Consider the following 24,802-nt stretch of genomic DNA (forward strand, 5'->3'; position numbering starts at 1 on the left):
TTGCCATTGCCCGGGTTGCCATTGCCCGGGTTGCCATTGCCCGGGTTGCCATTGCCCGGGCCGGCCGGGCACGTGTCATTAGCGGGGTTCACCAGATCCTCGGCATGATCCTCGTGACCATTGAGTCCGTTAACGCTGACCTCGATCAGAACGAAAGGATTTGTGGCCGAGCCCGTAGCGTGGCAGATGAAGACTTTCTCGTTGCCACCGCCATTGCCAGCACCGTTACCGCCGCCGTTGTTTGGAGGAACCTCACCCGGAGCACCACCGCCGCCGCCGTTGCCGCCGCCGCCGTTGCCGCCGTTACCACCGCCACCATTGGCCGGAGGCTCAACCGGAGCACCACCACCGCCACCGTTACCACCGCCGCCGTTGCCGCCGCCGCCGTTACCACCGCCACCATTGGCCGGAGGCTCAACCGGAGCACCACCACCGTTACCACCGCCGCCGTTACCACCGCCACCATTGGCCGGAGGCTCAACCGGAGCACCACCACCGCCACCGTTACCACCGCCGCCGTTACCACCGCCACCATTGGCCGGAGGCTCAACCGGAGCACCACCACCGCCACCGTTACCACCGCCGCCGTTACCACCGCCACCACTGGCCGGAGGCTCAACCGGAGCACCACCACCGCCACCGTTACCGCCGCCACCGTTACCACCGCCGCCACCATTGGCCGGAGGCTCGACCGGAGCACCCGGCGGAGCGCCACCAGGGTTTGGATTGCCACCATCACCGGTGTCGGTGATCGTGCCTGAAGGACCGGGTTCCGCCGATGCTGGCGCCGCAGTGAAGAAGACTCCACCCGAGACAAGAGCGACCGCGGAACCTGCAGCGAGTAAACGATTACGATTTATCATCAGAATCTCCCACCAAGGACCGGAAGGCTCCCCGGAGAGCTCCGGAGAGCCGGGAGCCACTCCCCCGCAGGAGCTCCTACGCCCATGTCACACCCGCTGAATCACGGAGGTAACCTCTGGAACGGAAGACACGTAGGCCCGGTTGGAGGTCGGGCATAGTGCCCCTGGAAGGAAGTACCGCATGGGGATATTGGAGTAGCGTCGGCGCAACGACGGGTAGGCGCTACTCGGGACGCGCCAGCACCCCCGCCCGTAGGTTTGACGTGTGGGCAGTGCCCACAAATGGAGTCGGCGGCGCTTGGCCTTCCTGAGACCGAGGCCGTCCCCAGCCGCCGCCGGCTCCGTCCACCCTCGTTACGCCCTCGTGGTTGCGCGGTCGCGAAGCGCTCCTGCCGCTATTGCGCCGGGACGAGCACTCCAGGTGTGGACACAGCTTCTGCAGCCACTAGCTCGGGCTATAGGTCGTCGACGACGTTCACGTGCGGTTGAGGCTCCGCGTGCTCCCGCATTCTGGCCGAGACGATTCGCGCACGGCCTGTGCCGTCGACAGCTACCGCACGAGGGCGAGACGAACGAGGCCTCCGGTGAAGTGGATGCGGAACACGCCGGAGGTCCTTGGATCGGGCGTCGCCATGCCTCGTACTGCCATGGCTCGACGGCGGTTGAACTAGGCCGGTGCGTGGAACTTCTGCTGCGCGTCGACGAGGCCCTTGGTGATCAGCATCTCGACGGCGTCGGCGGCGTCGTCGAGCAGGAACGGCAGTTCCTTCTTCTCGAAAGCGCTGAAGTCCTTGAGGACGAAATCGGCGGCGTCCTGGCGCCCAGGCGGCCGCCCGACGCCAACGCGCACACGGTAATAATCCTTGGTGCCGAGTGCCTTGCTGATGTCGCGCAGGCCGTTGTGCCCGCCCTCTCCCCCGCCGTACTTGAGCTTCAGGGTGTTGAAGGGGATGTCGATCTCGTCGTGCACCGCGATCACGTGGTCGGGCGCGACGTCGTGGAAGCGAGCCAGTGCGGACACCGGGCCACCCGTGAGGTTCATGTAGGTCAGGGGCTTGGCGAGGACGAGCCGCGGCCCGCCGATGCCGAGGCGTCCCTCGAGCGTGACCGCCTGCGCTTTCGAGGACGTGAAGCGGCCGCCCAACCGGCCCGCGAGCAAATCGAGGACCATCTGCCCGACGTTGTGCCGATTGCCGGCGTAGCCGGGCCCGGGATTCCCGAGCCCGACTACGAGCCAGGTGTCAGTGGACACCGCGCAGATCCTGCTTACTGCTCGTCGGCGTCGGTGATGACGGCGTCGGCGTCAGCGTGCGAGGCCGTGGCGCCTTCGGAGGTGCCTTCGGTGTCGGCGTCGGACTCAGGGGTCTCGCCGAGGTCCTGCTCGGTCTCACCGGCGAGGTTGACGATGAGGGTGTCCGCATCGACCAGCAGGGTGACGCCCGAGGGAAGGACGATGTCCGAGGCAAGGACGTGCTCTCCGACCTGACGGCCCTCGATGTTGACGGTGAGGGTCTCGGGAAGGTTGGTGGCGTCGGCCTCGATGAGGACCGTGGTGGCCTCGAGGTTCGAGGTGACGTCGGCGGCGGGCTCGCCCTCGACGTGGATGGCGACGTCGACCTGGACGGTCTCGCCGCGGCGAACGGTCAGGAGGTCGAGGTGCTCGACGATGCGCTTGAGCTGGTTGCGCTGGATGTCCTTGACGAGGGCCAGGTGGTCCTCACCGTCGATCTCGAGGGTCAGCAACGCGTTGGGCGTGCGGACGGCGAGGGTGGTGGCCTTCGCGGGCAGGAGGACGTGGATGGGATCGGCGCCGTGACCGTAGATGACGGCGGGAATCTGGTTGGCGCGGCGGGCCTGGCGGGCCGAGCCCTTGCCGAATTCGGTGCGGATGTGCGCTGCGAGCTTCTGCTCAGACATGGTTTCTCCTGGACGTTGCGGCTCGTCGCACTTTGCGTGAGCACTGGGACGTTGCCGGGGCGGAGGGAACACGCGAGTGGGGCAGTCGTCTAGAAACCAAGTGCGTCACTAGCCACCGTCGATCACGGAGTACGGCCGGAATCATACAATCCGGCCCGCTCCCTCGCCTAGGCATCGTCATCAATCCTACAGGACGGAGTACTGCCTGCTGTCCCCGGCTCCGAGGGCCCCGACGCAGCGACGTCTCCGTCGGCCGGACTCGACGTACTCACCCTCGTTGTCGACGAACCACCTACGGTGATTCTTGCCGCTCGCGCCCGGCGGCAACGGCGAATGCTCGCCCGCCTGCTGCTGCCGATCGGCCGCCTGCCTCGAACGCCCTAGGTTTCACCCACTGTTCAACCCTTCATCGCTCCAGCTCCCTCGGCGCTTTCCCACTGCGGGCTAACGTCGGCGACGATTCAGTCACACGCGGTAGGAGTGGACATGCGCATATCCGTCATTGGTTGCGGCTATCTGGGAGCGGTGCACGCAGCGTGCATGGCGAAGTTGGGCCATGACGTGGTGGGCATCGACGTCGATGCCCGGAAGATCGACGAGCTACAGGCAGGGCGGGCGCCGTTCTTCGAGCCGGCCCTGCCGGAACTACTCGAAGAAGTGCTCGCGACAGGGCGTCTGAAGTTCACCTCCAGCATGGCCGACGCGAAGGGTGCCGAGGTCCACTTCCTCTGCGTCGGCACACCACAGCGCAAAGGCGAGTACGCAGCGGACATGCAGTATGTGGATAGCGCCTTCATGTCGCTGCTGGACTCGCTCGAACCTGGGAACGTGGTGGTCGGGAAATCGACCGTGCCGGTGGGAACTGCGGCACGCCTGGCTGACATCCTGGCTGCTCGCAGGCCCGATGCGGTGCTGGCTTGGAACCCCGAATTCCTCCGGGAGGGTTTCGCGGTCAAGGACACGCTCTCACCTGATCGGTTCGTCTACGGAGTGCCTCATGGTGAAGGAGGCTCCCGTGCCACGTCGGCGCTCGACGAGGTGTACAGCACTCCCCTCTCGCTCGGTACGCGTCGGCTTGTCGCTGACTATGGCACGGCCGAACTGGTCAAAGCAGCGGCGAACTCCTTCCTCGCCACGAAAATCTCCTTCATCAACGCGATGGCCGAGGTGTGCGAGGTCACCGGGGCCGACGTAACAGTTCTGGCCGACGCCATCGGGATGGACGAGCGCATCGGCCGCACGTTCCTCAACGCGGGTATCGGCTTCGGTGGCGGTTGCCTCCCGAAGGACATCCGCGCCTTCATGGCGCGGGCAGGCGAGCTTGGAGCAGACCAGGCACTCACCTTCCTCCGCGAGGTGGACGACATCAACGTCCGCCGTCGCATCCGTGTCGTGGAACTGACGCGCCGCCTGGTCGGCGGGTCCCTCCTCGGCAAGCGGATCACCGTTTTGGGCGCAGCCTTCAAACCCAACAGTGACGATGTCCGGGACTCGCCTGCATTGAACATCGCGGCCCAGCTGCAACTTCAGGGAGCGGAGGTGACTGTCACCGACCCCCAGGCGATCACCGGAGCTCAGGCTCGGTTCCCGGAACTGGCCTACGAGCGGGACACATCCGCCGCGATGTCCTCTGCGGACGCACTGCTCCTGTTGACCGAGTGGGAGGAGTACAAGGCTCTGACACCGCACCATGCCGCCAGCCTGGTGCGCACCAAGAACATTTTGGACGGGCGCAACGTGCTGGACCGCGACATGTGGCGCGCTGGTGGCTGGAACTACAAGGGAATCGGCCGGCCCTAGGACGATCGTGAGTTGCCAGGTGTCAGTTGTCACTAACGAATACTCGTGATTCGACGACGGCTGCCGAGTACTGCGACCCTGCTCGCCCGGTCGGTGAGGTCCTCTGAGTCCGATCACAAGGGCACGACCGGAATCTTGATCAGGGCGCGTGGCCCCGAAACACCCCGCAGCCCTGCTGTTGAGACAATGTGGTCTCCCTACGGGGCGAACATCCGCGCGCATGCGTCGACGCTCCTACCGCAAGGGAGCAGTTGCCTCGCTGCCCCGCACGGTCACCGGACCTACGCGTTGCCGTCGAACAGGCTGGTCACGGATCCGTCGTCGAACACTTCGCGGATGGCGCGCGCGATCAGGGGCGCGATCGACAGGACCGTGAGCTGCGGGAAGCGCTTCTCGGACGGGATCGGCAGGGTGTTCGTCACCACGACCTCGCGAGCACCCGACTCCGCCAGACGGCGTGACGCGGGCTCGGAAAACACTGCGTGCGTCGCCGCGATGATGACGTCCTTGGCTCCCGCGTTCTTGAGCACCTGGACGGCGCCGGAGATGGTGCCGCCCGTATCGATCATGTCGTCGATGAGCACGCAGGTGCGTCCCTCAATCTGCCCGACGACCTGCTTGGACACTGCCTGGTTCGGCACCGTGAGGTCGCGGCTCTTGTGCACGAAGGCCAGGGGCGCGCCGCCGAGCCGCTCCGCCCACTGCTCGGCCACCCGCACGCGGCCGGTGTCCGGCGACACCACGGTGACGTTGTCGGCATCCACCCGGGTCCGGATGTAGTCCGCGAGCAGCGGGATGGCCATCAGGTGGTCCACCGGTCCGTCGAAGAATCCCTGGATCTGCGAGGTGTGGAGGTCCACGGACATGAGCCGGTTGGCGCCGGCGGTCTTGTACAGGTCCGCGACGAGCCTGGCGGAGATCGGCTCGCGGCCACGGCCCTTCTTGTCCTGGCGGGCGTACGGATAGAAGGGCGAGACGACGGTGATGCGCTTGGCCGAAGCCCGCTTTAGGGAATCCACCATGATGAGCTGCTCCATCAGCCAGTTGTTGAGCGGAGCAGGGTGGGCCTGGATGACGAAGACGTCGGTACCTCGGACGCTTTCGCCCGAACGCACGTAGATCTCACCGTTCGCGAAGTCGTAGGCCGAAACCGGCAGGAGCTCCGTTCCCAGCCAGGAGGCGATCTCCTCGGCAAGCTCGGGGTGTGCCCGCCCGGAAGCAAGCACCAGTTTCTTCTCGCCGCGTGCCGTGATCTCGCTCATGACTGACCGCTTTCCTGGGGTTCCTGGTGTTCTGCTGTGGGGGTGGCACTGGCGGCGGCCGCGTCAGCCGAAGCTGTGCCGGGCCGTCGGGACGCTGTCCAGCCGTCGAGGTTCCGCTGGGGAGCGACACTGATGCCAAGCGCTCCTGCGGGCACGTCCTTGCGGACCACCGCGCCGGCTCCGGTGTAGGCGCCGTCCCCGACCGTCACCGGGGCGACGAAGACCGTGTTCGAACTTGTCCTGACGTGGGACCCGATGACCGTCCGGTGCTTGTTGACGCCGTCGTAGTTGGCCGTGATGTTGCCGCAACCGATATTGGTGTACTCGCCGATCTCGGCGTCACCGGCGTAGCCCAGGTGGGAGAGCTTCGAGCCGCGCCCGATCGTGACGTTCTTGGTCTCGTAGAAAGCGCCGATCTTTCCCTCTTCGCCGAGCACGGTGCCGGGCCGCAGGTAGGTGAAGGGTCCGACATGCGCGCCGGCGCCGATCCGGGAGCCGCTGCCGTGCGTTCGCACGACCTGCGCGCCGCTTCCGACCACGACGTCCGTGAGCGTGCTGTCCGGCCCGATCACGGCGTCGCGGGAGATGACGCTTGCTCCGTGCAGTTGCGTTCCCGGCAGGATGGTGACGTCCTCGTCGAGCTCGACCGTCGCGTCGATCCAGGTTGCCGCGGGGTCCACGATGGTGACACCGGCCCGCATCCAGCGCTCCAGGATCCTGCGGTTCAACTCCGCACCGAGGTGGGCGAGCTGGACGCGGTCGTTGGCGCCCTCCACCTGCCACCGGTCCTCCACTACGAGCCCGGCAACGCGGCCGTCGTCGCCGCGGGCGATTCCGAGGACATCGGTGAGGTAGAGCTCCCCCTGCGCGTTGCTCGCGTCGACGCGGCCCAGCGCGGAGCGCAGCACCGCTGCGTCGAAGGCGTAGATTCCCGAGTTGACCTCCCGGATGGCGCGCTGGCCCTCGTCCGCGTCCTTGTGCTCCACGATGCCGAGCACCGAGCCATCGGCGGCCCTGACGATCCGGCCATACCCTGTGGCGTCGTCGAGCACGGCGGTGAGCACCGTCACGGCGTTGCCGTCCCGAGCGTGGGCGGCGACCAGGGCGTCGAGGGTCGACGTCTCGAGCAGCGGGACGTCCCCGTAGGTCACCACGACAGTACCCTCGATCGTTCCCCGCGCGTCGAGGGCCTCGAGGGCCACCTGCACGGCTCGACCGGTGCCCGGGATGTCGTCCTGGTCCACGAGCAGCGCCTCGGGTTCGATCGCGAGGACGTGCGCGGCGACCAGTTCACGCTCGTGACGGACGACGACGGCGAGTTCCTGCGGCGAGAGGCCCCGTGCAGCTGAGAGCGCGTGCCCGACCATGGAGCGTCCGGCGAGGGTGTGGAGGATCTTCGGAGTGCGGGACTTCATGCGCGTTCCCGCGCCGGCAGCCAGGACGATGACCGCCGCTGGCCCGCTCAGGATGTGCTGGGACGTCGTCGCGGTCTCTTCGCTCTGGGGGCTCACGAAGCGGGCACTCCTACTGTTGTCTCTGGGCGGTCCGGGATCCATCGGGGATGGGCACCGGGGCTTGCGCCGTTCCGCCCATAGGATTCGAACCTATACTCCACAGCTCCAAAGGCTGGGGTGCTGCCATTACACCAGGGCGGACCATGCGGCAGCTACACCTCCAGCGGAAGGCACGTGCGCACGGTTATCTAGTTTGCCATGGAGTTGAAAGGACAGCGGCATTTTCGTTTCGGCAACCGGGGGCGGCCGCTCCCGCTAGCGGGTGGAGAGAGCAGCCTCGAAAGCGTCCCGCGCCGAGTCGCTGCTGGTGAACCGCCAGTCGGACTCCTTCCGGTAGTGGAACCAGATGAAGCCCTCGACATCTGGTTGCGCGCCGAGATAGGCGACCAGTTCGGTGATCCAGTCGGCCTTCGACCCGCCGGACTCGGTCGACGACGTCTCGCCGATCAGGATCGGCTTCTCCGGCGCCAGCTCGCGCACCTGCCGTAGCCCTTCGGCGAAGAGCTCCTCGGGCGTGAGCCACCGTTCGCCCTCGCGGGTCGTACCCCAGTTGTAGGCATCGAGCGCTACGACGTCGACGTAGTCGTTTCCCGGAAAGAAGGCCCGCAACTCGCCGGAGTCGCACGTCGGGGCCTGGGGGTTCCATACCCACGAGACGTTGGTCACGCCCGCGTCCTCGAACAGGTCGTGCACATGGCGCCAGCTCTCGACGTAGTCCTCAGGCGCGTTGCCGCTGGTTCCGGCCCCCCACGGGTACCACGGGAAGTTCATCTCGTGAGCGAACCGGATCAGGACCGGTTCGCCGTAGGAGCGGAGCGTGTTCGCCCACTCCCGCAGGTAGGGGTCATGATGCCCGTCCACGATCGTCGTCAGGCCGAAGCGGGTCTGGTCCGGTCCCGCCGCCGGATCCCACGGCTCCCAGGTCAGGACGGGCGTCGCCCCCCGTGCGGCAACTGCCTCGAGCCCGGCCAGCGGAACGGGTTCGAGGAAGCTGGAGTACGCCATGATCAGGGAGGGGCTCTCGCCGACGGTGCGGGCAACCTCGTCCCATTGGGAGGGTGAACCGAAGCCGCCGTCCGTCGCGACCCCGAATGCCGGACGCTTGCCACTGATGGTCGGTGCGCCGGCCTCGCTTCCAGTATCGGCTGCCTGGAGGCCAGCGGCGCCCTGCACCGCTTCCGGTGCCGGCGCCGGGACGCTTCTACATGCAGTGTCCCGGGCGGTGCCGGGGTCGGTTCCGGGGTCGGTTCCGGTAGGACGCTGCATGAGGACGACTATCCCCAGACAGAGGATGACCGCCGCGGTCACGGCCAGAATGACCATGCGCTTCATGGAGATGCTCCTGTCTCGGCAGGTGAAGGCCTACTCCCCCAGGATCTCGGCGGCTTCCATCCATTGTGCCTCGAGGTCCTCGATCTCGGCCTGCAATTCCTTGAGGCGGGTGTCGAGCTCGGCGATGTGGCCGAAATCCGCGTCGACCTTCGCACCGGCGTCGTTCATCTGCTGCTGCAGCTTGCCCTTCTGGGCATCGACCTTGGTGATCTGCCGCTCGATGCGGGCGAGGTCCTTGCGGGCCTGCCTCAGCTCCGCCTCCGAGGAGCCCCCGGTGGAACCGCCACTGATGGCCGGTGACGCTGCGCTTCCGGTGGCCGTCATGGGGCCCGCGGCGTTGCGCAGCTCGAGGTACTGGTCGACGCCGCCGGGCAGGTCACGCAACCTTCCATCGCCCAGCAGTGCCATCTGGGTGTCCGTGACGCGCTCGAGCAGGTAGCGGTCGTGTGAGACCACCACGAGCGTGCCGGGCCAGCCGTCGAGCACGTCCTCGATGGCGGACAGCGTGTCGGTGTCGAGGTCATTGGTCGGTTCATCGAGCATCAGCACGTTGGGCTCCCCCACCAGGAGGCGCAGCAACTGCAGGCGACGACGCTCGCCGCCGGAGAGCTCGCTGACCCGCGTCCACTGCTTCTCGTTCGTGAAGCCGAGCTGCTCCACGAGCTGGCTGGCGGACACCTCCTTGCCGCCTACCGCGAAGACCCGCTTCTCCGACTCGATGACCTCGATGACGCGGCTGTCGCTGACGTCGTCGAGTTCGCGTACCTCCTGGGAGAGCACGGCGGTCTGGACGGTCTTCCCCTTCTTCACCTTGCCCGCCGTTGGCTGGAGCTCCCCGTTGAGGAGCCGCAACAGGGTCGTCTTGCCGGACCCGTTGACGCCCACGAGCCCGAGGCGCTGGCCGGGCGCGAGCCGCAGCGTGATCTTGTCGAACAGCTGCCGGTCCTGGCCCTCGCCGTCGTTGATCGTCAGGCTGACGTCCTCGAGATCGAGGACGTCCTTGCCCAGGCGGGACATGGCCATCTTGCTGAGCGCCAGGGAGTCGCGTGGTTCGGGGACGTCGGCGATCAGCTCGTTCGCCGCCTCGATGCGGAACTTCGGCTTGGCGGTCCGAGCGGGGGCACCACGGCGGAGCCACGCGAGTTCCTTCTTGACGAGCTGCACGCGCTTCGATTCGACCACCGAGGCCATGCGGTCGCGCTCGGCGCGCGCCAGGACGTAGGCCGCGTAGCCGCCGTCGAAGTCGTCCACCATGGCGTCGTGCACTTCCCACGTGTGGTTGCAGATCTCGTCGAGGAACCAGCGGTCGTGGGTCACCACGAGGAGGCCGCCCTCCGTGGGACGCCAGCGCTGCCTCAGGTGGCGCGCGAGCCAGGCGACCCCTTCGACGTCGAGGTGGTTGGTGGGCTCGTCGAGCATGATGACGTCGTCGTCGCCGATGAGGAGCTTCGCGAGGGCGACGCGCCGCTTCTGGCCACCGGAGAGCGACGACACCTTCGCGTGCCAGTCCACCTCGCTGACGAGGCCTCCCATGACGTCGCGGATCTTCGGATTGGACGCCCATTCGTGGTCCGCCTGGTCGCCCACGATCGCGCGGCCGACCTCGAGGTCGCCGTCGAGCACGTCCGACTGGTCGAGGTATCCCACGGAGACGTCGCGCCGCTTGGTCACGCGGCCGGAGTCGGGGACGCTGCGCTGCGCGAGCAGGCGCATGAGGGTGGACTTGCCGTCACCGTTGCGCCCCACCATGCCGATGCGGTCGCCGTCCTCGAGTCCGAGGGACACGTTGTCCAGGATGGTGCGGGTGACGAAGGCGACGCTGAGGCTTTCGGCGCCGAGGAGGTGAGCCAAGGAGTACTGCTTTCGGTTGGAACGGTGGTGCGGTCAGGCCGCGAAGTCTGTGGCGATGCGGGCCCCGTGCGCGGGGCCGTGGACGGACGTCGCCTGCAGTCCCTCGATCCCGAGGAGGGACTCCAGTTCGGCGGCGTGGCCGGAGCTCTGGGCCAGGAAGGCGATGGTGGGACCGGAGCCGGAGACGATACCGGCGAGTGCACCGGCGGCCTTTCCCGTATCAAGGATATCGCCCAGCGCCGGAGCCAGTTCCAGGGACGCCTGCTGGAGGTCGTTGTGGAGCAGCGGGGCGAGGCCTGCTGCATCTCCTGCTCGCATCGCTCCGAGGATCGCGGGATCGATGTCCGGCTGCGGATCGGGGGTCACGCCGTCCCGCAGGCGTATCTCGTCGAGCGCCCGGTAGACCTCGGGCGTCGACAGACCGTAGTCGGAGGTCACCAGAACCCAGTGAAGGGGGGTCTTCGAGATGGCCGGTGTCAGTTGGTCCCCGACCCCGAGCCCGACGGCGGTGCCCCCGACGAGCGCGAAGGGCACGTCCGCCCCGAGGTCGACAGCGATCTTCGCCAGCTCGTCACGGGAGAAGCCGCTGCCCCAGAGCGCGTCACAGGCGAGCAGGGCCGCTGCGGCGTCCGCCGACCCGCCGCCCATGCCGCCCGAGATCGGGACACGCTTGGTGATGTCGAGATGAACCCCGGTCCGGCCCGGGCTGACCTCCGCCAGGAGTTCAGCCGCGCGTACTGCGAGGTTGGTCCGGTCCAGCGGAATCGACGCGGCCGGCAGGTTCAGCGTGCCCTGACCGTTGACGGTGACGGTGATGCCGTCGCCGGTCGTCTCCGTCGCCGTGACCTCCTCGTACAGGGACACCGCGAGGAAGACACTGGCGATGCCGTGGTACCCGTCCTCCCGCGGTGGACCGACCTTCAGCGAGACGTTGATCTTCCCGGGGGCCCTGACGCGCACCGAGCGCGTACCGGTACGCATGTCGACTGTTCTGCCCGGGACCATACCCACCAACCTAGCCCACCGGCTCAGTTCGTGGCGGGCGCATCCGCTGCCACGGCTCGGGCTTCCGCGATCCGCGCGAAGGCCCCGATGTCCAGCACTTCCCCCCGCGCCGTGGGGTCCACACCCGCGGTCCGGAGCGCCTGTTCCGCGAGGACGGGGCTGCCGGCCCACCCGGCGAGCGCTGCCCGCAGGGTCTTCCTGCGCTGCGCGAAGGCGGCGTCGATGACGGCGAACACCTGCTCGCGCGTCGCCGTGGTGGCGGGCGACTCCCTGCGTGTGAAGCGCACGAGGCCGGAGGCGATCTTGGGAGCCGGCCAGAAGACGTTCATGCCGATCACGCCGGCCTTGGACATGCTCGAGTACCACGCCGCCTTGACGGAGGGGACACCGTAGGTCTTGGAGCCGGGCGGAGCCGCCAGCCTGTCCGCGACCTCGTCCTGCACCATGACGAGGCCGTGGCGCAGGGAGGGGAAGCGCTCGAGCAGGTTGAGGACCACCGGCACGGCGACGTTGTAGGGAAGGTTGGCCACCAGCGCCGTGGGCTGGTGTGGAAGCTCCGTCACGCGCAGCGCGTCCTTCAGCACGACGTCGAGTGCTGCGGCACGGTCAGGACGCCACTGGGCGATCGTGCCGGGAAGCTTCGCTGCGAGGACCGGGTCGATCTCGACGGCGACGACCCTCTCCGCGGCATCGAGCAGGCCCAGTGTCAGGGAACCGAGACCTGGCCCGACCTCGAGGACGGTCTCGTCCGCCCCGAGGTTCGCGGCAGCCACGATCCTGCGGATCGTGTTCCCGTCGATCACGAAGTTCTGCCCGAGCGTCTTCGTGGGCCTGATGTCCACCTCTGCCGCGAGGCGCCGGATGTCTGCGGCTCCGAAGAGCGGTGCGGGCGGGCGGGCAGGGGGAATTGTCACCGTGCCATCGTATCGGTCCGGGGAGCGGCCGTTGCCGCAGGGGCTCACGACTAGAGGAGACCGAGCTTCCGGGCGCAGGACGGCCAGTGGCCCCAGCCACCACTCTGGCGGAGCACCTCCGCCGTCGCAATCTGCTGCTCGGGCGTGGCCTGGTTCGGCAGCGGCGCATACTGTCCACCGCCGGCTCCGATCCAGCTGGACCGGCTGAACTGCAGCCCACCGTAGTACCCGTTGCCGGAGTCGATCGACCAGTTGCCACCGGACTCGCACTGGGCGAGGGCAGCCCAAGGGCCCCCTGCAGGGGCAGGTCCGGCCGCCGACGCAGGAGCTGCCGCGGCGCCCCCGGACTGCTTCTGGCCGGCGGAAGCAGCCTCCGCTTCCCGTGCTGCGGCTTCCTCCGCCTCCCGCGCCTCGGCCTCCTCGGCTGCCTTCGCTGCTGGGTCCAGCGAGCCGACCCGGACCACGGCGGCCACCGGCTCGCGCGTCACGGTCTCCTGCACCAGGCGCCGGGACACCTCCCTGCCATCGACGCTGTCCACCGCGAAAGTCCGCGTGCGCTCGCCGTCGACGCCCTCCACGTCGACTTCCCTCTCGCCGAGGAGCAGCGTGGCGTCGTCCCTCTCGGTGACCGGGAACGTCATGGATTCCTTCTCCGTCACGGTGGCCCCCTTCACGACGCGCGTGATCTTGAGGCCGAGGCCGTCGACGACGGCGGAGGACGCCGGGATGGACAGGCGGTCGTCGGCGCCGAGCGTGAGCCCGAGTTCGTCGAGGAGCTCCGGTAGCCACGCCACCAGGGTGGTGTGCGTCGAGGTCTTGCCGTCGACGACGACGGTGACGTCCTTCTCCGTCAGCACTGTGATCCGGTCGCTGAGCGTCACGAGCTTCGTGTCCAGGGGAACCGAGACGCGGGCCGCGCCGGCCACGCCGAGTTCGACGACGAGGTCCCCGACCGTCTCGCCCGTGGTGTGGATCGTGGTCCCCGAGCCGTCGAGGAGGAGATCCACGGGGTGCGCGTGACTGACCGTGATGGTGCTTCCGTCGGTGACGGGTGAATCGAGGGCGGGGCTCACCTCGTCCTCCGCGCCCACGTGCACGTCAGCCTTGGCGAGCGCCTCGGCGACGGTACCGCCGTAGGTCTGCACGGTGCGGCCGGCGCCGTCGACGGTGAGGTGCACTTCCTTCCCCGTGCCCACGAAGGCCACGAGGCCGGCTCCGAGGGTCACCATGACCACGGACTGGCCCGTCAACCTCAGCCAGCGCTTGTGCCTGGACCTCGCCGATGTCGCCCTCGTCGCCACAGATTCCTCGCGTGTTGAAGCATCCGGGCACGGGGAACCTCCGATCCGGGTGCGGTGCACGACCAGCCCGATGGAACTACCGGGTCAGGGCGCACGCGAACCCGGCCTGCGCAGGGATCTGCGCGGGCAGGAGGGGCACGACATGGAACGGTTCCCCCGGGCAGGCTGGGACCCCTCGGGCCCTGCCTGCAGGGAGATACGTCGAATGGACGGTACTAGACCGGATGCCTTCCCCGACCCCGGCTAGTAGCTGCTAACCGTAATCGACCCGTGATTCGGCTGCAAGCACGCCGGTTGCGCGGGCACCGTGCCCCACCCCCAGCTGCCGCGGCGCTCAGTCCCAGCTGCCGTACACGGCTTCGGTGTTCGTCGTCAGCCGTGCACACAGGGCGTCGAGCGCGGTGTCCAGGATCCCGGCCATGGCACGCACGGTGTAGGGCACCGCATAGGACGCATTCGGGTGGCCGCGGTGCGGGTGCGGGGTGAGGAACGGCGCGTCGGTCTCGGTCAGCACGAGCGCAGGGTCGGCGACGAGCAACGCCTCCCGCAGGTTCTCCGCATTCTTGAAGGTGACCGTTCCGGCGAAGGACATGTACCAGCCTTGCTCGTTGCACGTGCGGGCGAGATCCGCGCCACTCGAGAAGCAGTGCAGCACCACACGGTCGGGAGCGCCATCCGCGAGAAGCGTCTTCACGACGTCGTCGTGGGCGTCCCGGTCGTGGATCTGCAGCGCCTTGCCCAGCCGCTTCGCGATGTCGATGTGGCTGCGGAAGGAGGACAACTGGCTCCCGCGGCCTTCCTCGCCCGTCCGGAAGTAGTCCAGGCCCGTCTCCCCGAGCGCCCGGACACGCTCACCGGAGGCGAGCAACTCGATCTCGGAGAGGGCGTCGTCGAGCGTTCCCGCGCCGGCCAGGAGGGGGGCTTCATTGGGATGGAGAGCGACCGCCCCGAGGAGTCTCGCGTCCTGCTCGACGACGGCCGCCGTGAAGCGCGACGACTCCAGATCGGTTCCTACCTGTACCGCCCCCCTGACACCGGCCGCTCCAGCGGCGTCCAGCGCTTCGCCGATCGACACCTCGACGGATCCGTCCCGGAAGTCGAAGTGCGTGTGGTTGTCGATCACGGGAAGAGGCAACGGCTCCGGCAGCGGCGGGTACCCGCCCTTGCGCCGTCGTCGGGCGGCCGCAGCGTCGCCGTCGTCGCTCGCGCCCCCTGCTTCACCCGTGCCGCCGGGGCTTGCACCGGCGTCCTCCGGCTCCCGATAGGCCGGCGGCGTCTCACCCGGCGTGTAGGGGTGGCGGACCGATGCTGCGCTGTTACACATGGTTCAAGCCTAATCAGCGCGCGGAACTTATCCCCCGGGGATCAAGTTGAGCTAGTAATCTGTTGAATCATTCAGCCCGGCCTGTCCTGCTCAGTGCAGGACAGGCCGCGGCCGTTACCTGCGTCCCGATCGCACGGCTGTCCGGCCTGCGCTTGCCGCCGCAGCCGCACGCATGGAAGGCACCCATGGACGTCCAGCACAACATCGCCGAGGTCGCAGAGGATCTCCGGCCGGCGGCACCAGCGGACCCGGACGTTCCCGGAGCGCGATTCCACGACATCAGCTCGCGTATCCTCCGCTCGATCGACACCGTCATCGACGGCAAGCCCGAAGCCGCGCGTCTGGCCCTCACCGTCCTGCTGGCGCAGGGGCACCTGCTTCTCGAGGACGTGCCCGGCGTCGGCAAGACGATGCTGGCGAAGACGCTGGCCCGCACGATCGACTGCACCGTCAACCGCATCCAGTTCACTCCCGACCTGCTGCCCTCCGACGTCACGGGGGTGTCCATCTTCAACCAGGATTCCCGCCGGTTCGAGTTCCGGCCCGGTCCGGTCTTCGCGAACATCGTCATCGGCGACGAGATCAACCGCGCGTCCGCGAAGACGCAGTCCTCGCTGCTCGAATGCATGGAGGAGCACCAGGTCACGGTGGACGGACACACCCATTCGCTCGGGGAACCGTTCATGGTGGTCGCGACGCAGAATCCGATCGAGATGGAGGGGACGTATCCCCTGCCCGAGGCCCAGCGCGATCGCTTCATGGCGCGGATCTCCATGGGCTACCCGGACGCCCGCGCCGAGGCTGCCATGCTCGAGGCCCATCAGTCGGTGTCCCCGCTCGAGGCGATCCGCCCTGTGGCGAGCGTGGCCGACATCGCAGCCATGATGCGCCAGGTCCGGGGCGTCTACGTCTCGCCCGCCGTGAAGGACTACACGGTCGCGATCGGACGCACCACGCGCGAGCATCCGCGGCTGAGGCTCGGCGCGAGCCCGCGGTCCCTCCTGCAGCTCCTGAGGGCCGCGAAGGCGGGAGCAGCGCTCGAGGGCCGCGACTTCGTGCTCCCCGACGACGTCGCGGCGATCGCCGACGCCGTCCTGGCGCACCGGCTCCTGCTCGACCGCAAGGCCACCAGCGCCGGGGAGACGGCATCGACCATCGTTGCCGACGTCCTTGCCCGGGTACCGGTGGCCCGCGAGGCCCAGCGGCGCTGACGATCATGACGCACCCCTTCTAGCTCCGGCGGTTCCCGATGGTCCTCCTCGACAAGCTTCCTTCCCGCATCCTCACGGTGCGCGGGTGGGGCTTCGTCCTCACAGCCGTCCTGGCCCTGCTGTTCGCGCAGATACTCGGCCGCCGCGACCTCCTGTACGTGGGCGTGCTGCTCCTGGCACTGCCGATGGCCTCGATCCTCGTCCTGAGGATCGTCAAACCCCGCTTCACCGTGAGCAGGCGCTTCCAGCCGCAGTCGATGGAGATCGGCTCGACGACGACCGTCACGTTGTCGCTCACCGCTTCCGTGGCGGGCGGCGCCAGCATCTCGATGGAGGAGCAGCTGCCGCCGCGGTTCGGACAGGCGCCCCGGTTCACCTATCCGTCGCGCAATCCGACCCGGGAGGGCGTCTCCCTCTACGAGTACCGCCTGCGCTCCGCCTACCGAGGGGTCTACGGCATCGGGCCGGTGACCGCCGAGTTCACCGACCCCTTCGGTCTGGGGAAGTCGCGCCACGTCCTCGGGGGCGAGGATGCCCTCGTCGTCACGCCCGCGCCCGTCGAACTGCTCGCCTCCCCGCTGTCCGGGTCCCGCGGGAACGACGGCTTGGCCGCCACGCGCCGCCAGGCGAATCCGAGCGACGACGACGTCATGACGCGCGAGTACCGGCACGGTGATTCCATGCGACGCGTCCACTGGGCCGCGACGGCGCGCCACAGCGAGCTGATGGTCCGGCAGGAGGAATCCGTGACGACGCCCCAGGCGACCCTGCTCATGGATCAGCGGCACGGCAGCTTCAGCACGGGGTTCATGGCCTTCGGGGCGGACGGCAACGGGCTCTCCACCTCCCCCACGTTCGAATGGGCCGTCACGGCCGTGATGTCGATCAGCACGCACCTCCTGGAGCGCAACTACGCACTGCGCTTCCTCGACCACCACGGAGCTCCCGCCCTGCTGCACTCCCCCTCCGCACCGTTCCCGTCGGAGGAGGAACACCAGGGCCAGGGTGCCGTCGCCGGCATCGCCGAGGGGCTGGCGGCACTCGAGCTCGCCCCCGAGGGCGGTCGCCGGTCCCAGGCGGAGGAGCGCGCGGGCAGCACCGTCATCCGCGCGGGTGAAGCGGCGCGCCAGGCCGCGCGCAGAATCCGCCGCTCCGCTGCGGACACGCCGCAGGGCGTTCATCATGCCGCCGCATTCGGTGACGACCTGCTGGACAAGCTCGTTGCGATGCGGCACCGTGGTCCGCTCATCGCCGTCCTCGGCGTCATCACCACCGAGGAGGCGCGCTCCCTCGCCTCGGCCTCCGACTACGGGTCGGCAGCGTACGCCATCATCGTCGCCGAGCGGCCTGCTGAATGCCAGCGGCAGCTTGACATCCTGCGCGATGCGGGCTGGCACGCCACGGCGGCTTCCCCCGCAGCCCGCCTGCCCGCGATCTGGGCCGGACTCGAGTACGCGGTCGGCCAGGCGCGCAACGGGAACGCCACCAGCTCCAGTACATCCGGGACATCCGGGACATCTGGCACATCCGGTACCGCACCGTCCCACCCTTCCCGCACCAGGACGCACAGGGGGAACGCATGACCTCGACACTGACCCGCCCGACGCCCGCCGCCGCGGCTGCACCGCGTACGCCGCAGCGCGCCTACCTCGCCGATCCATGGCACTGGGCCGTGACGGGTGCTTCCCTGCTCGCCGTCCTCGCCGCGGCGACCAGCCTGAACGGGGTCGTGGAACCATGGACCTGGCTTCCTCCAGTGCTCAGTACTCTCGTTCCGGTGCTGCTGGCAATGGCCCTGACCCGGACCCTGCGCCTGGGCGGAGCGCTCTCAGCCCTCGTCGGCGTGCTGGCACTCGTCGGTGCGCTCACTGCCCAGTTCTTCCCACGCCAGAGCATCGTCGGCGTGATGCCGGGGCCGGGAACGTCACGGGAACTGGGGCGGCTTCTCGCGCAGGCCGAGGAGACCGTCGTCTCGCAGGTCGCGCCCGTACTCCCGAGCGCGGGCATCTTCCTGGTCATGTGCGCCGCGCTGGGCCTGATCGCCATCATCGTGGACGTCTTCTCGACGACGATGCGCATGCCGGCCGCGAGCGGGCTGGGGCTCTTCACCGTCATGGTGGCACCGGCCATCGTGAAGCCGAACGGCGTCGGGATGTTCGCGTTCATCGTCACGGTGCTCGCCTTCCTCCTGCTCCTCGCCGCGGCGCAGTGGCGCGAGAACCGCCTCGCGTCCGGCGGCGCCCGTGCCTCGTCCGGCTTTGCCGGCCGCAGCGTGGCGATCGGCGCGGCGGCCCTCGCCGTGACCATCGTCCTGCCCATGTTCGTCCCGGGTTTCAACTCCGGGGCCTTTCCGCAGGGCTCTCGCATGAATGTGTGGGGCAACGCCACGGGCCTCAATCCCGCGGTCACCCTCGGCAATGATCTTCGCAATCCCACGGGCTTCGGCCGCATCGCGTACTCCACCAATTCGGATGCCCCGGTGTATCTGCGGGCCGTGACACTGGAGGACTTCAGCGGTCGCCGCTGGGAGCCCGATCAGCGCCTCGACGACCGCGAGGCGGGCGTCGCCGAGATTGGGACGGAGCAGGGCTCCCCCAGCGCCACTCCTGCCGGCAGTACCGTCTTCACCCGCATCACCACGCAGAGCTACGCCAGCCCCTGGCTGCTCTCGCCCTACGCGCCCGTCGCCATCTCGGACCTGACCGGGAACTGGGCATGGGACCCGGCGAACCTGTCCGTCCTCGCCACCGACGGAGGATCGACCGCACGGCAGGAGTACGTGGTGGAAAGCCGCTCGGCCGAGCTCACGCGCGAGGGCCTGGGCGTCATCGGCCCCTCGGAGCGCGAGCCGGTGCCGGAGGTGTTCACGCAGCTGCCGGACGACACGCCGGAGATCGTCCGCACGACGACGGAGGACGTGGCCGGCGAGTTCGTGAACCCGTACGACAAGGCGCTCGCCATCCAGAGCTACCTGCGCAGCTCCGAATTCACCTACTCGGTCGAGGCCCCTGTCGACGGCGGGTACGACGGCAGCGGCATGGACGTCATGGCGCGCTTCCTCGAGTCGAAGTCCGGGTACTGCGTGCACTACGCAGGCACCATGGCCGTCATGGCGCGGGCGGCCGGTATTCCCAGCCGTGTCGCCATCGGTTACACGCCCGGTAGCCCCACGGGTAACACGGAGGAGGGCCCCGACGGCGAGGAGCTGCGCGAGTTCGTCGTCGATTCCCGCAACGCACACGCGTGGCCCGAGTTGTACTTCGAGGGCGTCGGCTGGGTGCAGTTCGAACCGACCCCCTCCCGCGGCGTCGTCCCGACCTACGCCCAACAGGCCTTCGCACCGGTGGGGCCCCGCGCGGACGATTCCGATTCCCTCAACCCCGGCGCCCGCCCGGGCGCCCTCCAGCCGACGGGGTCGGCAACAGCACCTGCCGAGAACTCCGAGGAAAGCCAGGCCAGCGGACCCGGTGACGAGACGCAACCCGTCGCCGGTCTGCTCGCAGTCGCCGGGATCGGGCTCCTCGCTCTCCTGCCCCTGCTCCTCCGGACCGCGAGGACTCGATCGCGGCGCCGCTCGGTCATGGTCCCGAGTGCCTCGACGGGCAGCGGGGGCGCCGCGACCTCCGCCTGGGCCGAGACCACGGAGATCGCCGGCGACTACGGGTACCCCCTCGAGGCGACGGACACACCTCGGACCTTCGCAGGCCGCCTGAGCCGCGAGGCGGCCCTCGACGGCGAATCGGCCGGGGCGCTCGTGCGGCTGCGGTCCGCGTACGAGTACGAGGAGTACGCCGACCACGGAAGGCCCCTCGGGTCGTCGCCCGCGGCCCGGCCCTCCGTCCCGACCCTCGTCCGAGCGGTGGCACCCCCGCGGTGGGACGACGTGGACACCGTCACGCGCGCGGTCCGCAGCCGGTCCTCCTTCTCCACCCGGCTGAAGGCGCGCCTGTTTCCGCAGTCCCTCCTCAACCGGTTCCGGTCCGGCTCCCCGCGCTGATCGTCAGGACCACCGGCCAGCGGGTGTCCGCCACAGCCACCCGGCCCGCGCGAGCTCGTCAAGACCAGAGCCTGCCTGGAAGCAGGAAGGCCGGCACCCTGCAGCAGGTGCCGGCCTTCCGTCGTCGGACGGGATGTCCCCTAGGACGCGTAGGGGTCCGCGATGCCCACGTACTGCGTGTACAGGTACTCCTCGATGCCTTCCGCGCCGCCCTCGCGGCCGAGACCGGACTGCTTCACCCCGCCGAACGGGGCAGCCGCATTGGACACGACGCCCGCGTTGAGGCCCAGCATGCCGGTCTCGAGGCGTTCGCCGATGCGCAGGCCCCGGTTGAGGTCGCGGGTGAAGACGTAGGCGACGAGGCCGTACTCGGTGTCGTTCGCGAGGTCCACGGCTTCGTCCTCCGTGCTGAACGTGATGATCGGCGCGACGGGTCCGAAGATCTCCTCCTGCATGATGCGCGCGGTCCGCGGCACGTTCTTGAGCACGGTGGCCGGGTAGAAGTATCCGTCGCCCGTGACCGGCGAACCACCCGTGACCGTCTCCGCGCCGTCACCGACAGCCGCTGTCACCAGTTCGTGCACCTTGTCCCGGCTCTTCTGGTCGATCAGCGGGCCGAGCTTCGACTCGTCCTCCGTACCCCGGGCGGTCGTCATGCCGCCCATACGCTCGGCAAGGGCCGCGGCGAAGCGATCCGCCACCGATTCGTGCACGATGAAGCGGTTCGCGGCGGTGCAGGCCTCACCCATGTTCCGGAGCTTCGCGAGCATGGCACCGGTGACCGCCGCATCCAGGTCGGCGTCCTCGAACACGAGGAAGGGGGCATTGCCCCCGAGCTCCATGGAGGTCCGCAGGACGTTCTTCGAGGCGGCTGCCAGCAGGTTCCGCCCCACCGGGGTGGAGCCGGTGAACGAGAGCTTCCGGAGGCGGGAATCCTCGATGAGCGGTCCCGTGACATCCCCCGCGGTCGTGGTGTTCACGATGTTCAGGACACCGGCGGGGAGGCCCGCTTCCTGGAGGACGGTCGCGAACAGCGACGACGTCAAGGGCGTCAGATTAGCCGGCTTGAGCACCATCGTGCAGCCCGCGGCGATTGCCGGAGCGATCTTCCGCGTCGCCATGGCAAGCGGGAAGTTCCACGGCGTGATGAGCAGGCAGGGCCCCACGGGCTTCTTGCTGACGAGCAGCCGGGACTTGCCGTCGGGCGACATGGAGTAGCGGCCGGAGGCGCGGACGGCTTCTTCCGAGAACCAGCGCAGGAACTCGGCTCCGTAGGTAACCTCTCCGCGCGCTTCGGCGAGAGGCTTACCCATCTCGAGGGTCATCAGCAGGGCGAACTCGTCCGCCCGGGCAGTGACCAGGTCGAAGGCGCGCCGGAGGATCTCACCCCGTTCACGGGGTGAGACGCGCGCCCAGTCGGCCTGGGCGGCAGCGGCTGCGTCGAGTGCAGCCATGCCGTCCGCGGGGGTGGCGTCCGCGAGCGACAGGAGCGTGCGTCCGGTCGCCGGATCCTCGACGTCGAACGTGGCACCCGACGACGACGCCCGCCATTCCCCGCCGATGAAGAGCCCGGTGGGCACCTTGTCGAGTACAGCCTTCTCCTGGTCGGCTGTGACAGCCATAGTGAGCTCCTTCGCGAGGTTACGGGGCGCGCCCCGAGGGGGCATTCCCGCTCACGCTAGACCCGGCGGCGAAGGGGTGTCCAGTGATTGCTGCACGGCAGGTCGGCACTTCCTCTGGACATCTGCACAATGCCTGCAGCGCCCTCAGCGTGCGGCGATCACCGCCGCATACAGCTCGCGCTTGCTGACGCGGCTCTCGGCCGCCACGGCCGCGACGGCGTCCTTGAGCCTCATACCGCCCGCGATCAGGGCGTTGACGTCCGTCACGTGATCCTCCGGGCTGGACGGTAGGGCTTCGGGGGCACCCGCGACGACGACGGCGATCTCGCCTCGCACCTCGCTTGCCTGGGCCCACTGCAGGAGTTCGAGGAGCGATCCGCGGATCACCTGCTCATGGACCTTCGTCAGCTCGCGCGCCACCGCGGCCCCGCGATCCGATCCGAACGCCTGCTGCAGCGAGCGCAGCATCGGTTCCAGGCGGTGGGGTGCCTCGAAGAAGACCATGGTCCTGCGCTCGGCGGCGAGATCGGCCAGGCGCCCGGCGCGCACTCCCGGCTTGCGGGGCAGGAAGCCCTCGAAGCAGAACCTGTCCGTGGGCAGTCCGGAGAGGGCCAGGGCTGCCAGGACCGCGGAAGCTCCCGGCACCGCCGTGAGGTCGAGCCCTTCGGCGACCGCCGCCTCCACGAGCCGGTAGCCTGGGTCGGAGACGGAGGGCATGCCGGCGTCGGTCACCATCAGCAGCGTCGCTCCGTCGCGGACCAGATCGAGGAGTTCCGCGGTCCGTTCCGCTTCGTTGTGTTCGTGATAGCTGATGACGCGGCCCGACACGGTCACGCCGAGCGCCTGCACGAGCCGGTGGAGGCGGCGCGTGTCCTCCGCCGCGACCACGTCTGCCGTGTGGAGGAGTCCGATCAGCCGTTCGGTCGCGTCACCCATGTTGCCGATCGGAGTCGCCGCCAGGACGATCCTTCCCCTGCCACTGCCGTCCCCGGCTGTTCCCCGGTAGGCGGTGACGGGGGCACGGGTCTCCGCCTGCTCCTCGCCCGCGGCGTCGGGGTGCTCCCCTGCGCCCTCGTCCGTCAGGTCAGGGTCGGTGTCGTTAGGCTGGTTCACCGCTCCAGCCTAGCCCGCGGGGCCCCCGCTGCCCCTCCCGCCCTGCGGCATCCAGGACAGCTGGAACCCGGGAGCCGGTCCAGCACGTGAGGAGAACGCGCAAATGCCGCCGGTAGCATGTCAGTGTGAGCCACACCGCCGTCCGCCCTGACCAGGACAGTCCGAAGCACCGTGGCTCCTGGGTCGTTCCTCCCACTGAGGCTTACACCCTCCGGGCGCTGACGTCCCGACTCCTCGGCGCGGCTTCGGCAGGCGGCGCTCTCCTGTGGATCCTGCCGCTCGCCATGGCTCTCCTCGGCGGCGTCCTGCGTTTCGTCCGCCTCGGTGAGCCGGGATCACTCGTGTTCGACGAGACGTACTACGTCAAGGACGCCTACTCGATGCTGCAGTCGGGGTACGAGCGCGAGTGGCCCGAGAACGCCAACGATTCGTTCAACGCCGGCAACCCCGACGTCCTGCTCGACACACCCAACTACGTGGTGCATCCTCCCGTCGGCAAATGGATGATCGCCGTCGGCATGATGCTGTTCGGTGCGGACAACGCGTTCGGCTGGAGATTCTCCGCAGCGGTGATCGGCACGCTGTCGGTCCTCCTGCTCGCCCTCGTCGCGCAGCGGTTGTTCGGCTCGGCACTGCTCGGTGCCGCCGCCGGTCTGCTCCTCGCCGTCGACGGCCACCATCTGGTCGAATCCCGGACGTCGCTGCTCGACATCTTCCTCAGTTTCTGGATCCTGGCCGCCTTCGCAGCCCTCCTCGTCGATCGTGACGACGGGCGACGACGACTCGCGCGCCGTCTCGCGGCCCTGGCAGGAAGGGGCGACGGCGCCGTACCGTCGCGTCGGGATCTCTCCTACGGGCCGTTCCTGGGGTTCCGTCCCTGGCGGTTGGCCGCGGGCGTATGCCTCGGGCTGGCACTGGGCACCAAGTGGTCCGCCCTCCCGTTCATCGCGGCCTTCGGGCTGATGTCGGTCGCCTGGGACATGAGCGCCCGCCGCATCGCGGGTGTGCACCACTGGTTCCTCGGCGGTGCGGTCAAGGACGGACTGCTGGCCTTCATCTGCGTCGTCCCGGTGGCGCTACTGACCTACCTCGCCACCTGGGCGGGCTGGCTGCTCTCCGATGACGCCTACGACCGCACCTGGGCGGAGCGGAACCCTTCGGCACAGTGGGGCTGGGTGCCGGGTTCCCTGCACTCCCTCGCCGAATACCACCGCAGCGCCTACACGTTCCACCAGGGGCTCGGCTCCGACCACCCCTACGAGGCAACCGCCTGGTCGTGGCTGGTGATGGGCCGGCCGACGTCGTTCTTCTACGAGAAGCCCTCGGGCTGCGGAGCCGAAGCGTGCTCGCAGGCCGTCACCGTGCTGGGCAACCCGCTCATCTGGTGGACCGCGTCGCTCTCCCTCCTCGCGCTGCTGTTCTTCTGGCTCGGACGCCGCGACTGGCGCGCCTCCGCCATCCTCACGGGTGTCGCCGCCGGCTACCTGCCGTGGTTCCTGTACCCGGAGCGCACCACCTTCTACTTCTACGCCGTGGCCTTCGAACCGTTCCTCGTGCTGTCACTGGTCTACTGCCTCGGGGTCGTACTGGGCGGGCCGGGGTCGAGCCGTGCCCGGCGCCGACGAGGTATCGTGCTCGTGGGGGTCTTCCTGGCCGCCGTCGTCGCGCTGTCGGCGTACTTCCTCCCCATCTGGACGGCCGAAGTCATCCCCTACGACCAGTGGCGCATGCGCATGTGGCTTCCGAGCTGGATCTAGGCCCGCACCCCGCACCCCG

General features: G+C 68.8%; 17 protein-coding genes, 1 tRNA gene and 1 pseudogene. 6 read left to right on the forward strand and 13 right to left on the reverse strand.

Translation table 11 applies throughout. From position 1 onward, the window contains the following. Positions 1–761 (forward strand): annotated as a pseudogene (locus tag FDK12_RS15030) (hypothetical protein); the annotation flags it as partial. Positions 762–1,530: 769 nt separating this feature from the next. Here FDK12_RS15030 and pth read toward each other — a convergent pair. Together pth and FDK12_RS06535 are read right to left on the reverse strand one after the other, a co-directional pair. Then, on the reverse strand, positions 1,531–2,115 hold the full coding sequence (pth, locus tag FDK12_RS06530) for an aminoacyl-tRNA hydrolase (protein WP_137368834.1): 585 nt from the start codon (positions 2,113–2,115) through the stop codon (positions 1,531–1,533). 14 nt (positions 2,116–2,129) lie between these two features. Further along, positions 2,130–2,780 (reverse strand): 50S ribosomal protein L25/general stress protein Ctc, encoded by a 651-nt coding sequence (locus FDK12_RS06535; RefSeq protein WP_137368835.1) that lies wholly within the window; start codon positions 2,778–2,780, stop codon positions 2,130–2,132. 486 nt (positions 2,781–3,266) lie between these two features. On the opposite strand from FDK12_RS06535, the gene FDK12_RS06540 reads away from it, so the two are divergent. Beyond that, a complete protein-coding gene (locus tag FDK12_RS06540; RefSeq protein ID WP_137368836.1) occupies positions 3,267–4,580 on the forward strand; it encodes a UDP-glucose dehydrogenase family protein in 1,314 nt (437 codons plus the stop codon). Positions 4,581–4,861: 281 nt separating this feature from the next. Here the strand turns inward: FDK12_RS06540 and FDK12_RS06545 are convergent, their stop codons facing one another. The 9 genes from FDK12_RS06545 to FDK12_RS06585 all read right to left on the reverse strand — a co-directional run bounded on the left by FDK12_RS06545 (position 4,862) and on the right by FDK12_RS06585 (position 15,083). Then, a complete protein-coding gene (locus tag FDK12_RS06545; RefSeq protein WP_104117842.1) occupies positions 4,862–5,842 on the reverse strand; it encodes a ribose-phosphate diphosphokinase in 981 nt (326 codons plus the stop codon). Further along, complete coding sequence (glmU, locus tag FDK12_RS06550; RefSeq protein ID WP_411266154.1) at positions 5,839–7,257, reverse strand: bifunctional UDP-N-acetylglucosamine diphosphorylase/glucosamine-1-phosphate N-acetyltransferase GlmU; 1,419 nt, start codon at positions 7,255–7,257, stop codon at positions 5,839–5,841. The genes FDK12_RS06545 and glmU overlap by 4 nt, the downstream gene beginning before the upstream one ends. 168 nt (positions 7,258–7,425) lie before the next feature. After that, positions 7,426–7,497, reverse strand: a tRNA-Gln gene (locus FDK12_RS06555). 114 nt (positions 7,498–7,611) lie between these two features. Further along, positions 7,612–8,688, reverse strand: a complete 1,077-nt coding sequence (locus FDK12_RS06560) for a glycoside hydrolase family 26 protein (protein WP_137368838.1) — start codon at positions 8,686–8,688, stop codon at positions 7,612–7,614. A gap of 30 nt (positions 8,689–8,718) precedes the next feature. Continuing rightward, positions 8,719–10,539 (reverse strand): ABC-F family ATP-binding cassette domain-containing protein, encoded by a 1,821-nt coding sequence (locus FDK12_RS06565; protein ID WP_137368839.1) that lies wholly within the window; start codon positions 10,537–10,539, stop codon positions 8,719–8,721. Positions 10,540–10,572: 33 nt separating this feature from the next. Further along, on the reverse strand, positions 10,573–11,520 hold the full coding sequence (locus tag FDK12_RS06570; protein ID WP_137368840.1) for a 4-(cytidine 5'-diphospho)-2-C-methyl-D-erythritol kinase: 948 nt from the start codon (positions 11,518–11,520) through the stop codon (positions 10,573–10,575). A gap of 47 nt (positions 11,521–11,567) precedes the next feature. Further along, positions 11,568–12,458 carry a 16S rRNA (adenine(1518)-N(6)/adenine(1519)-N(6))-dimethyltransferase RsmA gene (rsmA, locus tag FDK12_RS06575; protein ID WP_137368841.1) on the reverse strand — a complete coding sequence of 297 codons (891 nt, stop codon included), beginning with the start codon at positions 12,456–12,458 and terminating at the stop codon, positions 11,568–11,570. A 50-nt stretch (positions 12,459–12,508) separates the two neighbouring features. After that, complete coding sequence (locus tag FDK12_RS15400) at positions 12,509–13,759, reverse strand: transglycosylase family protein (RefSeq protein ID WP_317616719.1); 1,251 nt, start codon at positions 13,757–13,759, stop codon at positions 12,509–12,511. Positions 13,760–14,093: 334 nt separating this feature from the next. Next, positions 14,094–15,083, reverse strand: coding sequence for a TatD family hydrolase (locus tag FDK12_RS06585; protein ID WP_137368842.1), 990 nt, complete (start codon positions 15,081–15,083; stop codon positions 14,094–14,096). A 185-nt stretch (positions 15,084–15,268) separates the two neighbouring features. Here FDK12_RS06585 and FDK12_RS06590 point away from each other — a divergent pair, with 185 nt between their 5' ends. From FDK12_RS06590 to FDK12_RS06600, 3 genes are read left to right on the forward strand one after another with little or no spacing between them, the layout of a single operon-like run. After that, positions 15,269–16,294, forward strand: coding sequence for an AAA family ATPase (locus FDK12_RS06590; RefSeq protein ID WP_137368843.1), 1,026 nt, complete (start codon positions 15,269–15,271; stop codon positions 16,292–16,294). Positions 16,295–16,332: 38 nt separating this feature from the next. After that, a complete protein-coding gene (locus tag FDK12_RS06595) occupies positions 16,333–17,877 on the forward strand; it encodes a DUF58 domain-containing protein (protein ID WP_137368844.1) in 1,545 nt (514 codons plus the stop codon). Further along, positions 17,874–20,291: a transglutaminaseTgpA domain-containing protein gene (locus tag FDK12_RS06600; protein ID WP_137368845.1), complete on the forward strand. Its 2,418-nt coding sequence runs from the start codon at positions 17,874–17,876 to the stop codon at positions 20,289–20,291. Before FDK12_RS06595 ends, FDK12_RS06600 begins: the two co-directional genes overlap by 4 nt. A gap of 140 nt (positions 20,292–20,431) precedes the next feature. On the opposite strand, the gene FDK12_RS06605 is transcribed toward FDK12_RS06600, so the two are convergent. Together FDK12_RS06605 and rsmI are read right to left on the reverse strand one after the other, a co-directional pair. Beyond that, a complete protein-coding gene (locus FDK12_RS06605) occupies positions 20,432–21,913 on the reverse strand; it encodes an NAD-dependent succinate-semialdehyde dehydrogenase (protein ID WP_137368846.1) in 1,482 nt (493 codons plus the stop codon). Positions 21,914–22,057: 144 nt separating this feature from the next. Then, a complete protein-coding gene (gene rsmI, locus FDK12_RS06610) occupies positions 22,058–22,849 on the reverse strand; it encodes a 16S rRNA (cytidine(1402)-2'-O)-methyltransferase (protein ID WP_411266155.1) in 792 nt (263 codons plus the stop codon). 302 nt (positions 22,850–23,151) lie between these two features. On the opposite strand from rsmI, the gene FDK12_RS06615 reads away from it, so the two are divergent. Then, positions 23,152–24,783 (forward strand): dolichyl-phosphate-mannose--protein mannosyltransferase, encoded by a 1,632-nt coding sequence (locus tag FDK12_RS06615; protein ID WP_137368848.1) that lies wholly within the window; start codon positions 23,152–23,154, stop codon positions 24,781–24,783. Positions 24,784–24,802 lie beyond the last annotated feature (19 nt).

Origin of the sequence: Arthrobacter sp. NamB2, from assembly GCF_005281365.1 — a bacterium.
GTDB lineage: Bacteria > Actinomycetota > Actinomycetes > Actinomycetales > Micrococcaceae > Arthrobacter_D.

Coding starts and splice junctions, on each gene's coding strand:
- FDK12_RS06535 (WP_137368835.1), bottom strand. CDS start 2,780: ATGTCTGAGCAGAAGCTCGCAGCGCACATCCGCACCGAATTCGGCAAG.
- FDK12_RS06540 (WP_137368836.1), top strand. CDS start 3,267: ATGCGCATATCCGTCATTGGTTGCGGCTATCTGGGAGCGGTGCACGCA.
- FDK12_RS06545 (WP_104117842.1), bottom strand. CDS start 5,842: ATGAGCGAGATCACGGCACGCGGCGAGAAGAAACTGGTGCTTGCTTCC.
- glmU (WP_411266154.1), bottom strand. CDS start 7,257: ATGAAGTCCCGCACTCCGAAGATCCTCCACACCCTCGCCGGACGCTCC.
- FDK12_RS06560 (WP_137368838.1), bottom strand. CDS start 8,688: ATGAAGCGCATGGTCATTCTGGCCGTGACCGCGGCGGTCATCCTCTGT.
- FDK12_RS06570 (WP_137368840.1), bottom strand. CDS start 11,520: ATGCGTACCGGTACGCGCTCGGTGCGCGTCAGGGCCCCCGGGAAGATC.
- FDK12_RS06585 (WP_137368842.1), bottom strand. CDS start 15,083: ATGTGTAACAGCGCAGCATCGGTCCGCCACCCCTACACGCCGGGTGAG.
- FDK12_RS06590 (WP_137368843.1), top strand. CDS start 15,269: ATGGACGTCCAGCACAACATCGCCGAGGTCGCAGAGGATCTCCGGCCG.
- FDK12_RS06595 (WP_137368844.1), top strand. CDS start 16,333: ATGGTCCTCCTCGACAAGCTTCCTTCCCGCATCCTCACGGTGCGCGGG.
- FDK12_RS06600 (WP_137368845.1), top strand. CDS start 17,874: ATGACCTCGACACTGACCCGCCCGACGCCCGCCGCCGCGGCTGCACCG.
- FDK12_RS06605 (WP_137368846.1), bottom strand. CDS start 21,913: ATGGCTGTCACAGCCGACCAGGAGAAGGCTGTACTCGACAAGGTGCCC.
- rsmI (WP_411266155.1), bottom strand. CDS start 22,849: ATGGGTGACGCGACCGAACGGCTGATCGGACTCCTCCACACGGCAGAC.